This is a genomic window from Paenibacillus sp. FSL H8-0317, assembly GCF_045040685.1.
GTDB lineage: Bacteria > Bacillota > Bacilli > Paenibacillales > Paenibacillaceae > Paenibacillus.
On the sequence record NZ_CP150294.1, the window covers coordinates 2,725,607 to 2,743,116 of the forward strand.

Annotated in this window: 22 protein-coding genes; 18 read left to right on the plus strand and 4 right to left on the minus strand. The window is 43.5% G+C overall.

Annotated features, from left to right (window positions below):
• Positions 1-4: 4 nt before the first annotated feature.
• From MHB43_RS12840 to MHB43_RS12870, 7 genes are all read left to right on the plus strand, one after another.
• Positions 5-661, plus strand: a complete 657-nt coding sequence (locus tag MHB43_RS12840; protein WP_221825144.1) for a DUF4367 domain-containing protein — start codon at positions 5-7, stop codon at positions 659-661.
• 31 nt (positions 662-692) lie between these two features.
• Positions 693-1,175: a DinB family protein gene (locus MHB43_RS12845; protein WP_221825143.1), complete on the plus strand. Its 483-nt coding sequence runs from the start codon at positions 693-695 to the stop codon at positions 1,173-1,175.
• Between the two features lie 53 nt (positions 1,176-1,228).
• Positions 1,229-1,768, plus strand: a complete 540-nt coding sequence (locus MHB43_RS12850) for a phosphotransferase-like protein (RefSeq protein ID WP_221825142.1) — start codon at positions 1,229-1,231, stop codon at positions 1,766-1,768.
• An 84-nt stretch (positions 1,769-1,852) separates the two neighbouring features.
• A complete protein-coding gene (locus tag MHB43_RS12855) occupies positions 1,853-2,641 on the plus strand; it encodes an AAC(3) family N-acetyltransferase (protein ID WP_339307939.1) in 789 nt (262 codons plus the stop codon).
• A 35-nt stretch (positions 2,642-2,676) separates the two neighbouring features.
• Positions 2,677-3,156 (plus strand): DinB family protein, encoded by a 480-nt coding sequence (locus tag MHB43_RS12860; RefSeq protein WP_339307941.1) that lies wholly within the window; start codon positions 2,677-2,679, stop codon positions 3,154-3,156.
• 12 nt (positions 3,157-3,168) lie between these two features.
• Positions 3,169-3,303 carry a hypothetical protein gene (locus MHB43_RS12865; RefSeq protein WP_260633027.1) on the plus strand — a complete coding sequence of 45 codons (135 nt, stop codon included), beginning with the start codon at positions 3,169-3,171 and terminating at the stop codon, positions 3,301-3,303.
• A 45-nt stretch (positions 3,304-3,348) separates the two neighbouring features.
• Positions 3,349-3,930 carry an HAD-IA family hydrolase gene (locus tag MHB43_RS12870; protein ID WP_339307943.1) on the plus strand — a complete coding sequence of 194 codons (582 nt, stop codon included), beginning with the start codon at positions 3,349-3,351 and terminating at the stop codon, positions 3,928-3,930.
• A gap of 39 nt (positions 3,931-3,969) precedes the next feature.
• Here MHB43_RS12870 and MHB43_RS12875 read toward each other — a convergent pair whose 3' ends face one another.
• Positions 3,970-4,419 carry a DUF1569 domain-containing protein gene (locus MHB43_RS12875; RefSeq protein ID WP_339307945.1) on the minus strand — a complete coding sequence of 150 codons (450 nt, stop codon included), beginning with the start codon at positions 4,417-4,419 and terminating at the stop codon, positions 3,970-3,972.
• 157 nt (positions 4,420-4,576) lie between these two features.
• On the opposite strand from MHB43_RS12875, the gene MHB43_RS12880 reads away from it, so the two are divergent.
• The 7 genes from MHB43_RS12880 to MHB43_RS12910 all read left to right on the plus strand — a co-directional run bounded on the left by MHB43_RS12880 (position 4,577) and on the right by MHB43_RS12910 (position 8,101).
• On the plus strand, positions 4,577-4,747 hold the full coding sequence (locus MHB43_RS12880; RefSeq protein ID WP_339307947.1) for a hypothetical protein: 171 nt from the start codon (positions 4,577-4,579) through the stop codon (positions 4,745-4,747).
• Positions 4,748-4,813: 66 nt separating this feature from the next.
• The gene (locus tag MHB43_RS12885) at positions 4,814-5,566 is read left to right on the plus strand and encodes a methyltransferase domain-containing protein (RefSeq protein ID WP_339307949.1); all 753 of its coding nucleotides are present in this window, start codon (positions 4,814-4,816) and stop codon (positions 5,564-5,566) included.
• Positions 5,567-5,600: 34 nt separating this feature from the next.
• Entirely contained in the window at positions 5,601-5,891 is a 291-nt protein-coding gene (locus MHB43_RS12890; protein WP_339307951.1) for a hypothetical protein, read from the plus strand.
• Between the two features lie 127 nt (positions 5,892-6,018).
• Positions 6,019-6,540 (plus strand): hypothetical protein, encoded by a 522-nt coding sequence (locus MHB43_RS12895; RefSeq protein WP_339307953.1) that lies wholly within the window; start codon positions 6,019-6,021, stop codon positions 6,538-6,540.
• 183 nt (positions 6,541-6,723) lie between these two features.
• Entirely contained in the window at positions 6,724-7,170 is a 447-nt protein-coding gene (locus MHB43_RS12900) for a GNAT family N-acetyltransferase (RefSeq protein ID WP_339307955.1), read from the plus strand.
• A 45-nt stretch (positions 7,171-7,215) separates the two neighbouring features.
• A complete protein-coding gene (locus MHB43_RS12905) occupies positions 7,216-7,539 on the plus strand; it encodes a hypothetical protein (RefSeq protein ID WP_339307957.1) in 324 nt (107 codons plus the stop codon).
• A gap of 37 nt (positions 7,540-7,576) precedes the next feature.
• On the plus strand, positions 7,577-8,101 hold the full coding sequence (locus MHB43_RS12910) for a GNAT family protein (protein ID WP_339307959.1): 525 nt from the start codon (positions 7,577-7,579) through the stop codon (positions 8,099-8,101).
• A gap of 134 nt (positions 8,102-8,235) precedes the next feature.
• Here the strand turns inward: MHB43_RS12910 and MHB43_RS12915 are convergent, their stop codons facing one another.
• Genes MHB43_RS12915 through MHB43_RS12925 form a run of 3 tightly spaced genes read right to left on the minus strand, consistent with a single transcriptional unit; the run spans position 8,236 to position 12,600 of the window.
• Positions 8,236-9,201: a substrate-binding domain-containing protein gene (locus tag MHB43_RS12915; RefSeq protein WP_339307961.1), complete on the minus strand. Its 966-nt coding sequence runs from the start codon at positions 9,199-9,201 to the stop codon at positions 8,236-8,238.
• Positions 9,194-10,783: a response regulator gene (locus MHB43_RS12920; RefSeq protein WP_405132420.1), complete on the minus strand. Its 1,590-nt coding sequence runs from the start codon at positions 10,781-10,783 to the stop codon at positions 9,194-9,196. The genes MHB43_RS12915 and MHB43_RS12920 overlap by 8 nt, the downstream gene beginning before the upstream one ends.
• Before the next feature lie 5 nt (positions 10,784-10,788).
• A complete protein-coding gene (locus tag MHB43_RS12925; RefSeq protein WP_221825126.1) occupies positions 10,789-12,600 on the minus strand; it encodes a sensor histidine kinase in 1,812 nt (603 codons plus the stop codon).
• Between the two features lie 243 nt (positions 12,601-12,843).
• Between MHB43_RS12925 and MHB43_RS12930 the strand changes: the two genes are divergently transcribed.
• The 4 genes from MHB43_RS12930 to yjfF all read left to right on the plus strand — a co-directional run bounded on the left by MHB43_RS12930 (position 12,844) and on the right by yjfF (position 17,475).
• On the plus strand, positions 12,844-13,866 hold the full coding sequence (locus MHB43_RS12930) for an ABC transporter substrate-binding protein (protein WP_221825125.1): 1,023 nt from the start codon (positions 12,844-12,846) through the stop codon (positions 13,864-13,866).
• An 85-nt stretch (positions 13,867-13,951) separates the two neighbouring features.
• Positions 13,952-15,463: a sugar ABC transporter ATP-binding protein gene (locus tag MHB43_RS12935; RefSeq protein WP_405132071.1), complete on the plus strand. Its 1,512-nt coding sequence runs from the start codon at positions 13,952-13,954 to the stop codon at positions 15,461-15,463.
• 4 nt (positions 15,464-15,467) lie between these two features.
• A complete protein-coding gene (locus MHB43_RS12940) occupies positions 15,468-16,511 on the plus strand; it encodes an ABC transporter permease (protein WP_083657362.1) in 1,044 nt (347 codons plus the stop codon).
• Positions 16,501-17,475 carry a galactofuranose ABC transporter, permease protein YjfF gene (gene yjfF, locus MHB43_RS12945; RefSeq protein ID WP_017689006.1) on the plus strand — a complete coding sequence of 325 codons (975 nt, stop codon included), beginning with the start codon at positions 16,501-16,503 and terminating at the stop codon, positions 17,473-17,475. The genes MHB43_RS12940 and yjfF overlap by 11 nt, the downstream gene beginning before the upstream one ends.
• Positions 17,476-17,510: the final 35 nt, after the last annotated feature.

Below are 17,510 nucleotides of genomic sequence, written 5' to 3' on the forward strand. Positions count from 1 at the left end.
AACAATGGATATCAAAAACAAAAGCGGAGATGTGCTTGGAAAGATTCAAATTGAATCCTTACGCAATGATCATGCGATTGACCGAATCGTCATTGACTTAAAGCCTGGTGACGGGAAGGCGATTTACACCGCAGATGTTATAGAGAATCAATTCACGCAACAGACCAATTATGCAGCCATTCCATGGGAAGATGGTCTGGAGCTATTGCAACGGCATTACTCTCCATGGCAGCCGAAATTTCCGATTGATTCTGATATAGATGCCATTCATGTATTTTATGGATTTGATAATTTAACTTCGCAAGAAATCGATGAAATGATTGAAGAAAGTAACAGGTCAGGCAGAAATGTAGTGATACGAGAATTGAAGCCCAATAAGAAGGTTGTGGGCATCAGCATCACGTATAAAGAATACGGTGGTTATAAACTTAATATTTTCGGGACAACAAAGAGCCGGATCGCATTGTCTGATCATGATGGTACTAAGGTTAAACAGGTAGCCATACGTGGCGTCCAAGCATTTTATATTTTCAATAACGAAACTTCCCAATTGATATGGATCGAAGAGGATGTGCATGGGAAGGCGTTGCAATACGAGATCATTGGCAGAAATATGTCAGAAGATCTTGTGATGAAGATTGCGAAGTCAATGAACGGATAAATGATGATATTAATCTGAGTGAGGTGCAACGATGAGTTACAAAACTATTCTCATAGACCAATTAAACGCTTGTTATCATGACAAGAGCTGGTTTATACCGCTTCATGATATTTTGACAGACCTCAATGCGGCGGAAGCCTCTTATGTAAAGAATGAGGGAGAGCATTCCATTTGGGCGATCGTCAATCATCTTATTTTCTGGAATGAGAAGTGGCTTGAGAGATATATTGCCGAACAGGTCAACGGGCAGAATTCAGTGAATAATGAGGATACATTCGACATAGATACGTCTAACCTGAATGATGTGGAGTGGCGCAAGACATTACATAGACTGAAAACCGTGTTTAGTGATTGGAACAGGGCACTCGAAGATAGTGAAGAACATAAATTGACCCGTGAAATCCCTGCCTATTTCAACGCGCCATGGTGGGGAGTTGTATCAAATCTATGTATTCATAATGCCTATCATATTGGCCAGATCATGCTGCTCAAAAAATCAATGAAACACACGTAGTACATGCTGTATTACGTTTATAAAATTATACTTAAGCAAGGAAGATGACTATCATGGAAAAAGGCAAAATTATATTTTTGAACGGTGTAACCAGTTCTGGTAAAACTTCAATTGTAGAGGCGATGCAATCATACGATGATCCGTTTTTCTATGTTGTGGCTAATGATTTATTTGAAAATACGATTGGTGATAAACATCTTCAGACGGATTACTGGAAGTATCTGAGTGAAGCGATTGTAATGATGTATCATACGGCAAAAGTATTTTCATACCATGGAAAGCATGTTCTGATTGATGGCATTCTTGTGGAAAGACCGGAGCTCGCGCCGCATTATGAACAAGTCAAACAGATTTTTGAAGGGTATCCACTGGATATCGTTGAACTGCACTGTCCTCTCGATATCTGTCGTCAGCGTAACATTGAGCGTGGTGATCGCAGAGAAGAGCAATCGGATGAGCAACATCAAATTATGGCCCAAAACATCAACTATAGCTATTCGATTGATACAAGTATGAACACACCGGAAGAATGTGCAGAGAAGATTATTGCAGCGCTGTTCAAGCCCCATCATGAACCATTGAAAAATATGTAAAAATTATATTACGAAGCTGTAGCGGAATCGATATCTAGTGACAACTTTGTCTGCTTTGGTCTGGAGGATTAAATGAGGATTTCAATGGAGTTACAAACAAGAAAAAGTGTAGTTAATGATTTAAAGGCAATGGGGATAAGGAAGGGCATGACGATAATCGTTCATGCCTCCTTCAAAGCAATAGGTAAGGTTATAGGCGGCCCGGTAAGTGTTATTTTAGCTCTGGAAGAAGCCGTTGGAACCAATGGAACCATTGTCATGCCCACTCAAACAGAACATCTTTGTGAACCTTCAGAGCATGACGCGAACCTGTCCTCAGCGGAAATTGAGTTCATCAAAGACAATATGCCTATTTATTATCCTGATTTAACCCCAACCTCGTATATGGGTATCATTCCTGAGGTGTTTCGGAAGCAAGATGGTGTGTTTCGAAGCTCACATCCGCACATGTCTTTTGCTGCCTGGGGGAAAGAGGCAAAACGGATAATGGAAGATCACAACTTGCATTATGCATTAAATGAGAAATCTCCGTTAGGAAAAATCTATGATTTGAGTGGATACATTCTGTTACTTGGTGCGCCTACAAATAGTAACACCTCCTTGCACCTGGCTGAATATAAACAGCAGAATTCATTTGTTAAGCAAAAAATCTGGGGAGTAAAAATGCTGGTGGATGGACTTGAGCAATGGACTACATACCATGATATTAACAATGAATCAGATGATTTTGAATTGATTTTTAATGAGTTTAAGATCCAAACTAACGCTGTTACCGAAGGAATGGTAGGGGAAGCTGTGAGTTATCTGATACCCCAAAGAGAGATGGTTGATTATGCTTTGGGATGGATGAATCGGAACCGAAGAGAGCAGTGAATCATCTCAAAAAGAAAGAAGGGGGAAATGTAATCATGACCAAAGAAATTGAACATTTGCTTCAAACTTTTGAAGAATGGGCGTTGTTTGTCAAGACGATGAATCATCTCAAGGAGAAGACCTGGAATTCCAGCATGGAAGAAGGGAAGTGGACGATTAAATCCATCGTCAACCACATGATGTTATGGGATCGATATTTTTACAAAGAAGCGATTGAGAAGATTGCTCTGAAGCAGGCAGTTACGTTGAAACATATGAATTTTGAAGAGTTTAATCGCAAAGCTATTGAGTACGGTAACCGCACTGAGACGTCTGAAATCGTAAATAAGGCTATCACGTACCGCCATAAAATTATGAATGACATTCGAGGGTTATCGGAAGAACAGCTTCATCAGACGTATTTGGACGCAGAGGATAACGTATTTTATATTCCCCAATACCTTAAAGATTTTATATGGCATGACCAGCATCATATGGAACCGTTGAAGAAATATCTTGCCAACCTTGAAGCGTAAAGGATTAAGCAGATGGGTGAGTTGTACGGACTAGATCGAGTGGAAGCGATTGCACTTGGAAGCGCGGTAATTGACCTGCGTATCACCCAAATTGTGAATGGCGTGAAGGGTGTGCATGCTGTCCTTCCGCATGATGCTTTTAAGTAACTTAAGGCCTGTTATACGTTGTATTAGAACTTGGGGGTCGATAAAATGAAAGGCAGACCACAGATCGTTTTAGATATCGCAGGGGTTTTGTTAAGTAATATGTCGTTGACGTGCTGGAAAGATATGAGTGAGGAAACCAACCTATCGGCAGAATCTTTGAAAGTACATTTTGCAGGAATCAAACGAAAGCTCTGGACAGGAATGATGAGGGAAGAAGAGTTCTGGCAATCGTTGAAGGAGATGTATCCCGAATTATCAATAAGCCGAGCGAAGGACATCTTATACAATTCAATCGGTCCCTTACCAGCCGCTCAATACCTTGAGCGATGGAGTGAGTCCGCCGATATCCATCTACTCAGCAATCATTGTAAGGAATGGATTGAGCCGAATCTGAGCTGTTTAAGCTCATTTACCAAAAGTGTAACCATCTCTAATCAAGTGGGTTTATGCAAACCTGAGATTGAGATATACCAACGGGTCAAAACCCTCCTGGCAGCTGGAGAAGAGGTTCTATTTATAGATGATCAAGAGAAAAATTTACATTCTGCTAAGCTACTTGGTTGGAGGACTTTACTGGCTGACGAAGAAGGAGATTGGGTTAATGAAGTTGAGTCATTGCTAATTTAGAATGTAATCCAGAAACCAATCAGTTCCGAATATTACCTGCTAAACTCCAAATTGTTTTAGATGATGATCTAAATGCTTGTATATGCCTTTACCCCATTGCTCGGCTGTTAATTTTCCGAAGAAGGGATGGGGGTGGCGGGAGAATTTTTCTGAAGCACCTTGTTGAAAGATATTAATCTGCTGCTCAAGCTTTTCTTTTTCTGCCATAAACTGTCGTTGGTCATCAATAATGATTGTCGGGATCGTAGACATATTATGGGGCAAGGGCTTGTCATTATAAAACATTGGTTTTGCGAACCGTCCTATAAGTCTCCCAAGTAATCCTCTAGGTGGAAAAGCATTTCCTAAGGGAATATCATGAAATGCTGAACAGTGAGCCAGCATTTGAGAGACCTGCATCGTGCCCCATTCAGGGATGGAGTTTTCACTAAGTTGAGCCATGCGCTCTGTAATTTCAGCAGCATTGATCGTATCAAATATGCTTTTCACAAGAACACCTCAGTCCTCTAGGATATAAAATTTGAACTTAAACTATCATCATTCTCTTATTGAAAGGTTTATCCTCTTACTATCAAGAATAATAAGATATGGTAAGTTTAGTCAATGTATTATAGGAAAACCACAATTGAAATCGGAGGATGCGAACTTGGAAAATAAGGAAACGTTTAATCTCGTAGCAGATGAATATGAACGATATAGACCCGTCTATCCGAGTGAAATGTTTGATGATATTTTTACATACCTGAATCTTAATAAAGAGGATTCCATTCTTGAGATTGGTTGTGGGACAAGCCACAGGGGAACAATTGAATCATAAGGATGTTCAACATACAGTATCCAAACGGCAGTTTTAAGTTTACAAGAGGAATTAGAGAGGTTAAAGATGCAGGCGATAATGGGGTGGTCCAAAGAGTTCCGAAATCTAGAATGGTATGGTTTGAAAAATGGAATCCGTGTATTGGAGGTTGGAAGCGGACCAGGTTACATTACAGAGCAATTATTGAACAGTCTGCCGGACAGCGAGCTTACCTCACTTGAGATTGATCATTCACTGCAAGCACAAGCCAAAGAACGGCTGAAAGATATTCCTTCCACGCGATTACAATTTGTAGAGTCTTCCATCTACCAGATGGATCTGCCTGATGATTCTTTTGATTTTGTCGTGGCAAGACTGATCTTTCTTCACTTGAACAATCCAAACGAAGCTGCAAAAGAGATATATCGTGTACTGAAGCCTGGCGGCCGTCTTGCCATTATTGATGTGGATGACGGCGTTTTTGGAGCAGTGAATCCTGATGTTCCTGCTTTGCATACGGTATTAATGAAAATTTCGGACTATGTGGCACAACACGGCGGTAACCGTTTAATTGGTAGAAGTCTGCCGCGTCTCCTTTCTGAGAGCGGATACATCAATGTTGACATTGATTCCGTCCTTCAACATAGTGATCTGTTAGGCATAGAAGGCTTTAAGCAGCAGTTTAATCTTAATCGTTTTGTACATTTTGCTGAAAAAGGTGTGATCAGTTCGGAGGAATTTGCTCAGCTGCAACACGCTTCTGAAGCGATAAATCATTCGCCGGAAGCCTATGCCATGATGAATTTCATTACAGCTTGCGGCACGAAGCCATTGACATAGCTGGGTTGAAACTAATTAGGGACGGAGGATGGAAATGAATATCGTTCATTCTTTTCAGGAATTAGTAGTTCGAGGGGATCATCAGGGTATGATTGAGTTACTGAAAAACTACGAACAATCCAGAAAATTGTCTGTCCATGAACAGGGCTGGGTCTACTGGAATATTTCAGATGGTTATGCCTTGTTAAGAGAGCCGGAACCGCTTTATGCCAATCACCAGGAATTCTTCAAATGGGGAAAAGAAAAATCTCGCCCCGGAGCAGTTACACTGGATCGTTTCGGATTCGACACAAGCGTTGTCATTATCTCTGGGGAACTACTTTGATCATTGGATGGACTGGTACCAATATGCTTGCGATCATGCTCCGAAGTTGGATACCAACCGAGGTGTTCGATTCGAGAGCCATCGGGCTTTGGGTGGTTCGCTTTGGGTTTTGGAGAGATACAGTGAAATGGACAGTGTGCTTGAAAATATGAACCAGCTTATACAAGAAGATGAGACATGGTCCAATATTCTTTTTGCCCGAATTACATACAACAAACAGCGTCTGGTCTATCTGTATCATGCCGGGGATTTGGCGGGCGTCGAAGCTCTTGTAAACGAAACGATGGACTGGATTGATGAAATGAATGATGGAGCACTACGGATTTCAAGAAAAGATAAAGTGGTCGGCAGCTGGGAGGATTTTAATGTCTCCAGAAATTCGCAGAGAGATATCAACATTGCGTTAAACAATTTGGCATGTATTTTAACGGATATCGAAAAGTATGAGGAAAGTGTGAAATTGTTTATGCAGATAGAGGAACGTGGTCACCACATGAAGGCACATGGCTTTTCCAAATGGATATATTCGATCTGGAAGACAAGAGGGGCTGAGACAGTTAAAGATGCATTAGCAGATAATGCATCTTATGAAATAGCGGACCTTGTGAAACATACTCCTAAATTATCAGAAATCAAAGGTTTAGCATGAGGTGATTTAAGTCGCAAGAGGCCTGCACAACAACGTGAGAGGAGTGATGTGATATGAGAAACATTACAAATCCGAGTAGAAGAAATGAAGTTCAAGAGGTGTTTTTGTCTAGCGCAGAGGACCCCCAAGGAAGGGTTCGGAGGGATTCCTCTGTGTAATTTTCACGAGGAGGAATTTCAATATATGATTCATTTAAAACGTGTATTGGTGGATAATTGGTATGCATGTACTCAACTGAATGTAACGGAAGAACAGAAAAAAAGTTTTCCCGCGCCAGTTGTATATTGGATTGCTGAATCCAAAGTAGTGGAAGACTTTCAACCCATGGCCATCTATTTTGATTCGGATCTGGTTGGATTTGCTGTATACTCAGATAAGCCGGATCATGAGGATAACTACTGGCTTCTTGCTTTAATGGTAGATACAAAATATCAGGGCAGAGGTTATGGAAGAGAAGCGCTTAGGAAGTTGATTGATCTAATGAAAGAATCGCTGAATTGCAAACGCATCATGATTGGACACAGGCCGGAAAATGGTATCGCCGGAAATCTGTATGAATCACTTGGTTTTCACAGCGTAAGTGAGGGATTGATTGATGGCGAAGTCGTTCGGCTTCTAAGATGCAAGTAGTGCCAAAACACACGCGATGTGGATTGTAAAGGAGGTAGCTTGTCTTTGAAGCGTGTACACATTATTTTCTCATTACTCTTTATCATGTTAGGAATTGTGATTATTACGATCTCGAAAATGATTGAAGAGGTGATTCCCAAGCTGGGGTATGCAGCATTCCAGTCAGCAGCAGCTGGCAGTTATACTCCGACTGATTATCAAGTAAATTTTGAGCTGAATTATTGGATAGGCGCGATATGCATTTTGGGTGGAGTTATCTGTTTGATTAGTACAATGAATGTTGTCCGAAACTACATTCGTGAAATGAATATAAGAAACAAAGCGTTTGATGAAACTCGTAACTATGACGATACAAGAGAACTGAAATAGGATATGATATGACATAAAAAAAGAAGGGGCGGTATACATGATTACATTCCAATACTTTGAACCGGAAGATTTTGAACAACTGATCGAATGGAGTGGGGATGAAGCATTTTTGCTCCAGTGGGCCGGCCCTCAGTTCCATTATCCACTTTCCAGAGAGCAGCTGTCGGATTATTTGCAGGGTGCCAATGATAAGAACACTTCAAATAAGTTCATTTATAAAGTGATGGATGAATCAACTCAGGAGATTGTAGGCCATATTGCTCTTGGCGGTATCGATCGATATAATCGTTCAGGACGTATCGGTAAGGTGCTTGTTGGCAAGCCATACCAAGGTAAAGGTTATGGGAAGCAAATGATCGATGAGGCACTTCGCATTGGATTTGAAGAGGAGAAGTTACACCGGATCAGTCTGGGCGTATTTGATTTTAATGTCTCAGCCATCGGATGTTATGAAAAAGCGGGCTTTGTACAAGAAGGACTTATTCGTGATGCGAGAAGATACGAAGATACCTTCTGGAATCTTATCGAGATGAGCATATTAGAAAACGAATGGAAAAAATGACTTCTCAAAAAGGATCATCATACTTGAGAGTCATCTTTCTTGAGAAACACTTCCATGAACGGATGTAATAACTACGTGTACGAAAATTTAAAAGGGGAGGTCCTACTGTCATCAGAATGACAGTAGGACCTCCCTTAATTACTACCTTCCTTGTTTATTTCAATGATCCCCGTATCAATAAATTCCTCCACAGGCACACCGTCGCTAGTGAGTAACAGGGTCTCCATCATTTTGGCACCCCAGACTCCTTCATTCTGCGAAATAACGGCAGACAATTGACCGTTGAGCAACCCGTTTTCACTGGTCGGGCTATCACCGAACGCAATTAAATGCCGGTTAAGGCCTTTTGCTTTCCAGATCAGGGTAGAGGCAGAGACAGAAACAAAATCGAGCCCGATAATCGCATTGAAGTGAGGGTGAGCTTGAATCATGTTCTCCATATCGGACATGGCTTGATCTTCATTCCCTTGATGATAACGAACTTCCAAGATTTCGATGTCTGTTTCACTGCGGATATAATCAATGAATCCATTAAGCCGCTGCTGCAAACCTTGCATCTCCTCCAAACCATTCTCGACAAGAATCATGCCTTGATTATGCAGAAGTCTTGTAGTCGTCATCGCGAACTGCTGGCCAGTGCGATAGTTATCGGCGCCCACATAAGCGATTCGATGACTGGATGGGACATCTGACTCAAATGTAATGACAGGAATACCTGCAGCTTGGGCTGCATCAATAACGGGTGTAAGTGCAGCAGCATCCACAGGAGATATAGCTATCCCGTCCACATGTTGTTTGATCATATTCTCCATGATACGGATCTGTTGTTCGGTATTGGCTTCATCAGGGGCGTTTACAATTAATGTAATATTGTGTTTCCCTGCATACTCCGTTGCATCCTTCGTGATCATCTCATAGGTTGGATACGTCATTGGATAGATAATACCGAAAGTTTTGCTCGCTGCAGATTTCTCTACAGGTGAAGTCGCAGGAAGTGTTGCAGCCATCTGCTGTGGGCGAATGTGTGCCGAACCGGATGAAATGATCATCGGGAACAGAAGTATTAGTGTAAGTAAAAGTGCAAATCTGGCTTTATTCATACATGGACTCTTTTCTCATATCTGATGGTCTGGCCTGCGATTCCTCGGTTCCTTGAGTTCGATATTCTCTTGGCGTAAAACCTGTTGTTTTCTTGAATATATTAGAAAAATAGTGAGAATCGTTGTAACCGACTTTGTAAGCAATTTCAAAGGTTTTGTTACTGGTTGTTTTCAACAGCTCCTTGGCTTTACCGATTCGAATCTGGGTTAGATGCTCCGTTATCGTTTGACCGGTTTCCTGACTGAAAATCTTGCTTAGATGACTTGGACTGATTCTGACGTGTGCAGAAATCATCTTCAACGAGACCTGTTCGTTATTGTATTCACGGGATACATAAGCTTTCACCTGATCAATGACATCACTGTATTTTCCGGAGCACGCTGCTCTTCTCTGCCATAACAGGTTAAGGAGGGAACAGAGGTATTGGGTGCAATCCTCCCAGCACGTAATCTTCCGAATCGTCTGTTGCAGGGAAGTAATGTTCTCATCCGAATGGTCACTCATGCGGAACAACTGATTCGCGAGCCGAAAAGACTCCAGCGTAAGATCATTCAACAGATAGAAGCCATACGAGGAGGACTTCCAGTCGAAGGACTGTAAAGGAGCGGCAAACTCCTGCACAAAATGGTCACGCAGGTTGGGGGTGCCGATTTTGAGAAATTCAAGAAACGAATTCCTGTCAAGAAAAAGAGTCGTTTGCTCATCCAGGTTAATTTCATGTAGAGAAGCTCTGTTCTGAAGAGTGAGTCGATTAATATATTTATCCTCCTCCGCTTCCAGATAAGAGACGTGAATTCCTTGCAGACGTTCCTGCTGACTGCCAATGCCCAGAATAATATTACATTTGAACGTATGCTCAAGTTCCATACGAACCCGCCCGCGAAGCTGCTCGAGATAGACGGATATGCTGTCATCGGAGTGATACTTGAGCAGGAGCACCAACTCGGTCCGGCTTCGAATATAAGGAAGAAGTTCGATGTGGGGATCGCGAGTTTCCTCCAGTATGGGAAGCAGCTTCTTCATCAGGGATTCCGGGTCCCGGGAATCATCTGTTAATCGAACATCGATAATGACAATTGTATAATACCTGGCCGAGAGAGGAAGTGAGAGTTGTTTGGCTGATTCAATCGCATCGGTTGTACCGATGAGTCCTCCGCACAGATCGGCTAGCAGTTTTTCTTTGGTGATCGTCCGGTTTGTCATACGTTGATGTTCTTCATCCATTTGTTTGCTGACCTTATGAAGCATTTGGATTAGCTCTGCTGCGCTAATGGGCTTTAGACAGTACTCGATCACACCAAGTCGGATTGCCTCCTGGGCATAGCTGAATTCATCATGACCACTCATAATAATGATTTTGATATCAGGTTGTTGAGTGCGAACAATGGAGGTCAGTTCCAATCCGTTCATAAATGGCATTTTGATATCTGTAATCAGAATATCCGGAGCCCATTCATGAATTAGTGGTAACGCAAGTTCGCCGTCGGGTGCATCCCCGCAATAGTGAAAACCTTCCTTTTCCCAATCAATGCAGCTGCGTATATTCTCCCGAATTCCAATTTCGTCATCCACAATCATCACCTTTTTCAACGGTTAACCTCCTTGCTTTTGGGGATACGAATCATAAATGTGCTGCCTTCCATATACGTACTTTCCATTTCAACACCATAAGATGGTCCGAAATAGAGCCGAATCCGGTGATGTACATTGAGTAGACCGAATCCGCCTTCCTGCTCGTTATCTTGGGGTGAATGTGAACCGGCCGGCTTCTCCAGCTCTTCACGTAATTGTGCCAATCGATCCGCAGACATGCCAATTCCGTTGTCTTGTACGGTGAGAATGATGCTATTGTCCTCTACATATCCGTGTATGGATATCAGTCCTTGACCGCGTTTGTTCTTGATCCCATGGTAGAGCGCGTTTTCAATCAGGGGCTGCAGCGTCATTTTCAAAATGGGATAATCCTGAAGCTCACGATCAACGCTGATCTCGTAGGTGAGAATATCGTGGTACCTCATCTGTTGAATAACCAAGTAACTCCGCGCATGTTCAAGCTCGGTTTGAATGGATACCCAGTCGAATCCTTTGTTCAGACTCAAACGAAAGAACTTCGAGAGGGCCTGCACAAGTTTGATTACATTTTCTTTTTTCTCTGCTTCAGCCATCCATAGGATGGATTCCAACGTGTTATACAGGAAATGAGGGTTGATCTGAGCTTGTAGCGTACGTAGTTCAGCTATTTTCACCTGTTCATTCTCTCGAATGCTCTTTTCGATTGACATTTTGAGTTTATCCAGCATCACATTGAAACTTTTGCCCAGATCAGCAATTTCGTCCGAGCCGTGTGGTGTGACTTTGGCTTCCAAGTAACCGTTTGCAGCTTTACGCATCTTGTTCATCAGAATTTGGATGGGAAGAATCAGTCGATTATTCAGGAAAAAATATAACGATATCGCAAAGAAAGCACTTAACAAAACCGTAATGATGATCAATTGGCGAATGCTATTGGCCTCTGCAATGATTTCCTGATAAGGAGCTACCCCGATCATTTTCCATCCGGTCTGTTTTGAGGTGCTGTATACAACAAATTGGGGCTTGGATCCTGCAGACAGGATAAAGCTATCGTGCTGTAGATGTAAAGGGACCGATCGGATCTGATCCATCATGGTTATGGATGCCGGGGTGGCATCCGGCCTGAAGAGTGTATTTCCGTATTGATCACTAATATAGAAAAAACCGGAATCCTTAATAGGGGTATTCGTCAAAAAATCATCAATGAACGAATCATTCAAATCAATCACTATGAACCCGATGACCTCATGTGTAATTCGCTCTTTGACCGTAGTTATAATTGAAAGCGCATTCTGTTTAGGGTAAGCAAACCCATCCAGCCTGTTATATTCGGCATAGGCTGCAGAATGAGGGATGCGCAGAATCGCATCCGGATACTGTATCAGATACTTGAAGTACGGGTTACGTAGCGGATTTCGTTCCAGCTTGAACACGCCTTTTCGTTCACTTATGCCTTTTCCATAGAAATTCACGAACGAGATATTAAGTACCTTGTCATACTTGTAGGTTTCGCGATAAAGATTGTATGTCTGAAGGATGGCTTTGGCTTCCGGGTAGGACTCCGATTGAGAATACAGGTATTGAAGCACTTGCGGGTTCTTGCCCAGTTCAAGCAGCCGTTCCGTATCCTCAAACAAGATGTCAATGTTCCTGGCAAGCTGGTCGGCAACCAGCTGTGTCGAGGCCTTGTTATGATTGGATACGACCGTATAGGATTTGTGGTAAGAAATCAATCCAACCACGATCAGTGGTACTGAACTGAGGATGATAAACATGCTGAGTAGTTTAAGCCTGAGGCTTGAAGCAATCCATTGAATGAGTTTCAACGTATTCCACTCCATCTGAAGGGATCAAAAATGTATCATTAGTATAACATGATTTTCTAATATGTAAGAGAATCGCTAAATACTACACAATTAAACAAAGAAATTACACGTTCTAAACTCCATTTTTTGAAATTACTAAATTATTACATAAATAAAGTATGAGACTCCATATAAGCTCGGAATGAAAGCGTTCTATAATGTGGTCACACCACAAGGTGAAACGAAAAAAGGGAGGATCACAACATGCGAACCAAAAAAAAGTGGGGACTTGCCATAACATTGGCTATGGTGATGCTGGTCAGCACGGCATGTAGCAGTACCAATGGAGGAGCAGGCTCCGATAAAGAAACTTCAACGAGTGGGAATGGCAGTACACCTGCCAGCGCCAAAACAATTACGCTTGGTTTTTCGCAGGTTGGTGCGGAGAGTGGTTGGCGTTCGGCGAATACCAAGTCGATTCAGGATTCAGCCAAAGAAGCGGGTTATGATTTGAAATTCTCCGATGCGCAGCAGAAGCAGGAAAATCAAATTAAAGCTTTGCGATCCTTCATACAACAGAAGGTGACGGTGATTGCTTTTTCCCCTGTTGTGGAATCGGGTTGGGACACCGTATTGAAGGAAGCGAAGGATGCAGGCATTCCCGTGATTTTGACGGACCGTGCTGTGGATTCGCCGGATAAAACCCTCTACAAAACCTTTATTGGCTCCGACTTTGTAGAAGAAGGACGCAAAGCAGGTCAGTGGCTTAGTGACCAATACAAGGACACACAAGACGAGATCAATATCGTTGAGCTGCAGGGTACAACAGGCTCTGCACCAGCGAATGACCGTCAAGAGGGCTTTATGGAATTGATTGCTTCCAATTCGAAGCTTAAAGTGATTGCTTCACAATCGGGTGACTTTACACGTGCCAAAGGCAAAGAAGTCATGCAAGCTTTCCTCAAAGCACATAAAAAAATAGATGTTCTCTATGCACATAATGACGATATGGCACTTGGTGCAATTCAGGCCATTGAAGCGGCAGGATTGAAACCAGGCGTAGATATTACCATTATCTCTGTGGATGCCGTGAAGGATGGGATGCAGGCTGCTGCTGATGGCAAAATCAACTTTATCGTTGAATGTAATCCGTTGTTGGGACCTCAATTAATGGAAGCGGTTCAATCGGTAGTGGACGGGAAAGACATCGAACCCCGAATCGTTACGGATGAGACGACCTTCACATCAGAGCAAGCCAAAGAAGCATTGCCATCACGCGAATATTAAAAGCAGATTCGTATAACACCGAAAAGTCATTTTTCGACCAGGCTGTCGCTAAATGACTTTTTTCCATAACAAAGGAGAGGGTTATATGGCTGAGCAAGCACCCATTTTGCAAATGTCAGGCATCACCAAACAATTTCCCGGGGTTAAAGCGCTATCCAGCGTCAGCTTTCGCTTGTTTCCGGGCGAGATTCATGCCTTGATGGGTGAGAACGGAGCGGGGAAGTCGACGCTTATTAAAGTTCTGACCGGCGTTTATTCCATTGACGAAGGAACGGTAACCATGGATAACCGTGATCTCTCGATCTCCGGTCCGCTTGAAGCGCAAAAGGCGGGAATCAGTACCGTTTACCAAGAGGTCAATCTCTGTCCAAACTTAACGGTTGCTGAGAATATTTTCATCGGGCGGGAACCGATGCGATTTGGCAAAATCAATTGGAAGCAAATGAACAAAGATGCGGAGAACCTTCTGCGAGACAGATTACATCTGTCCATCGACGTTAAGGCTCCTTTACAGACCTATTCGGTCGCGATGCAACAACTGATTGCAATTGCAAGAGCACTCAGCATCTCGGCAAAAGTGCTCATATTGGATGAACCCACATCCAGTCTGGACAAAAACGAGGTTCAGCAACTGTTTCGTATTATGCACAAATTAAAGAGTGAAGGTCTCGCAATTCTTTTTGTCACTCATTTTCTTGATCAGGTATACGAAATGTCGGATCGTCTAACGGTGCTCCGTAACGGGGAATTGGAAGGAGAGTACATAGCCGCAGAACTTCCACGCATGGAACTGGTGCTCAAGATGATCGGCAAGGAGCTCGAGGTCCTTGAGGAGCTTCCGAAGGAAGCGGATGCTGCCCAGGGGGAGTCGGGAGAACTGTTAATTACCGCTAAGGCACTTGGACGCAAAGGAGCAATTGAGCCGTTCGATCTGGACATTCGCAAGGGAGAAGTCGTGGGCTTGGCTGGGTTATTGGGGTCTGGTCGTACCGAGATCGCTCGCCTTTTCTTTGGTGCAGATCGTTCAGATGTAGGCAAGCTGCTCGTTGTAGATACAGGAAGTACGGTCAAGTCGCCGCGTCATGCAATTGATCAGAATATTGCTTTTTGCTCCGAGAACCGTAAAACCGAAGGCATAATCGATGATTTGACCATTCGGGAGAACATTATTCTGGCTTTACAAGCGACACGAGGCTGGTCCAAACCAATCTCACGCAAGAAACAGGATGAGATCGCCGAAAAGTACATCAACCTGTTAAATATCCATCCGAAAAACCCGGAGCATTTAATTAAAAATCTGAGCGGCGGTAATCAGCAAAAGGTGTTGCTTGCACGGTGGCTGCTGATGAACCCCGATCTGTTGATTCTCGATGAACCTACGCGTGGAATTGATATCGGTGCAAAGACTGAGATACAGAAGCTGGTGCTCTCTCTGTCGAAGCAGGGCATGGCCGTGCTGTTCATTTCGTCCGAGCTGGAAGAAGTGATTCGTGTCAGCCACAGGATTGCCGTAATCCGGGACCGCAAAAAAGTGCAAGAACTTAGCGGGGATCAGATCCATCAACAGCAAATCATGAAAGCAATGGCAGGAGGTTAAAGAGATGGCGGGCAAGATGCGTAAACATCATTTGTTTTGGCCGTTATGTATGCTTGGTTTACTTTTAATCTTTAATTTGCTGTACTCTCCGGATTTCTTCTCCCTCGTCATGCGTGAAGGGAATCTGTATGGCAGCTTGATTGATATTCTCAATTTTGGAGCACCCTTAATTCTGGTATCGATCGGCATGACACTGGTGATTGCAACCGGAGGTATCGATTTGTCCGTGGGCTCTATTGTAGCGATCTCCGGTGCCGTGGCTTGTATGAGCATCAGCAGAGGAGTGGATCAGAGTTCGCTCTGGCTTGTGTTGGGTGCACTTGGATTATCTATAGGTCTCTCACTGATCTTGGGCATATGGAATGGGGCGCTGGTTTCGGTCGCCCGAATCCAACCCATTATTGCAACGCTTATACTGATGGTAGCCGGACGTGGGATTGCGCAATTGATTACGAGTGGACAGATTATTACTGTATCCAACGCGAACTACGCCTATATCGGTGCAGGTTCGCTTGCAGCATTACCTTTTTCCATCTTCATCGTATTAACTGTGCTGCTTGTTGCCTCATTGCTGACGAGAAAAACGGCACTTGGACTGTTTATTGAATCGGTCGGAAGTAACGCAAACGCGAGCCAACTGGCAGGTATTCGTTCAAAAACGGTTATTCTCACGGTATACGTCTTCTGTGGTCTGTGTGCCGGCATTGCCGGGCTTATTCTCAGCTCGAATGTATCCAGTGCGGATGGCAATAACGCAGGTCTGTGGTATGAACTTGATGCCATTCTTGCTGTAGTCATCGGGGGCACTTCGCTCAATGGTGGTCGTTTCTATCTAATGGGTACCGTCGTTGGAGCACTCATTATCCAAACCTTAACAACGACGATTTATATGATTGGAGTCCCGCCAGAAGTTACGTTGGTTGTCAAAGCCTTTGTTGTACTGGCCGTTTGTTTAATTCAATCCGATTCATTCCGCAATTCTATGGTGATCCGTTGGAAAAAACGGAAGTTTCCAGCCGAACAGGGGGTTAACCGCCATGTTTCTTAATCGTAAGTATCTCCCGGTCTTTGTCACCTTCGGTTTGCTGGCCGTGATGTTTGCCATAGGCTCTTTCCGATATACGGGGTTCTTCTCCACCCAAGTGCTACTTAATCTTCTCATTGATAACGCATTTCTGATTATCACGGCGATTGGTATGACTTTTGTGATTGTATCGGGAGGAATCGACCTGTCGGTAGGCTCTGTCATTGCGCTGACGACCATCATTAGCGCAAGTCTGGTCGAGAAGCAAGGGTGGTCGCCTGCGATTGTTATACCTATGGTGCTTGTCATGGGTGCGCTCTTTGGCACAGTCATGGGGGCTATCATCCACTATTTTAAAATCCAACCCTTCATCGTGACATTGGCAGGTATGTTTTTGGCGCGGGGGCTGTGTTATGTCATCAGTCTCGACACCATTACCATTACGAATCCATTTTACACACAGGTTGCACAGGCGAAAATTTCCTTGCCAGGGGGCAGCTTTGTCTCCATTAATGTTATAATTGCACTGGTTATTGTACTGCTCGCGATCTACCTGGCACATTACACCCGGTTTGGGCGCAACGTTTACGCCATCGGCGGAAGCGAGCAATCCGCGCTGCTTATGGGACTGCCGGTTGCACGTACCAAAATCCTGGTGTACACGTTCAGCGGTTTGTGTTCCGCGCTTGCCGGTGTTGTCTTCACCTTTTATATGTTATCCGGTTATGGATTACACGCCATGGGTCTTGAACTCGATACCATCGCCGCTGTTGTAATAGGAGGCACCTTGTTAACAGGTGGTGTAGGGTATGTGGCGGGAACCTTTATTGGTGTATTGATCCAAGGGGCTATCCAAACTATAATTAGCTTCGAAGGTACGCTCAGCTCATGGTGGACCAAGATTGTGATTGGCCTGATGCTGTTTGTTTTTATTTTGTTCCAACGACTTCTTAGCGGGCGGCGAGTATCCTCGAAATCACTGCATTAAGTTGATCGATTTAATGAAATATGGAGATGGGGGAT